Consider the following 546-nt stretch of genomic DNA (forward strand, 5'->3'; position numbering starts at 1 on the left):
CCGAAGGGCCGGCGAATCTTGGCTCGCCGCAAGCACTCAAGTTTGCGAGTACCTGCGTCGAAGTCTCTTGCCGACACTTCAACGCAAGCGCCCACACAAGCCATCCGGTCCGAATTGTTAAAGAGCCGCTTCGTGTTGCTGTTGCCCCGAAGCGTGAGATCGCGTATTTTAAAGATCGCGATCTGTTTGTCAAACCCCCTTTTTCGGGGCCCGCTGCGATCGAAGATCCAGCGGGTGGCGGGCTGTGCCGCCTTGGGAACCGCCTATCTTACGCGGCTGTGAGCGCTTGTCAACGCTGGATTCAGCCGCCGGCGAATCCCCTCTTTGTCTGGTCCGACCGGGCGTCTCCGCCCCGTCGAGAGATGCGCATTCTACGGGCTGCGCAGCGTAGGTCAACCCCTAATTTTCACTCACCCGCGCAAACCGGCGTTTGCCCACCTGCAGCAGGTGCGCACGGCCGGACTCCAGGCGCGCCTTGGGGTCTTCGATCCGCTCGCCATCGACCCGCACAGCCCCCTGACGAACCATGCGCAGCCCCTCGGAGGT

General features: G+C 62.5%; 1 protein-coding gene. It reads right to left on the reverse strand.

Annotation, left to right across the window (positions count from 1 at the left end):
- Positions 1–399: 399 nt before the first annotated feature.
- The coding region (locus CKO12_RS14530; RefSeq protein ID WP_274599940.1) for a S4 domain-containing protein at positions 400–546 on the reverse strand (147 nt) is incomplete at its 5' end.

Source organism: Chromatium okenii (genome assembly GCF_016583745.1).
Classification (GTDB): domain Bacteria; phylum Pseudomonadota; class Gammaproteobacteria; order Chromatiales; family Chromatiaceae; genus Chromatium; species Chromatium okenii.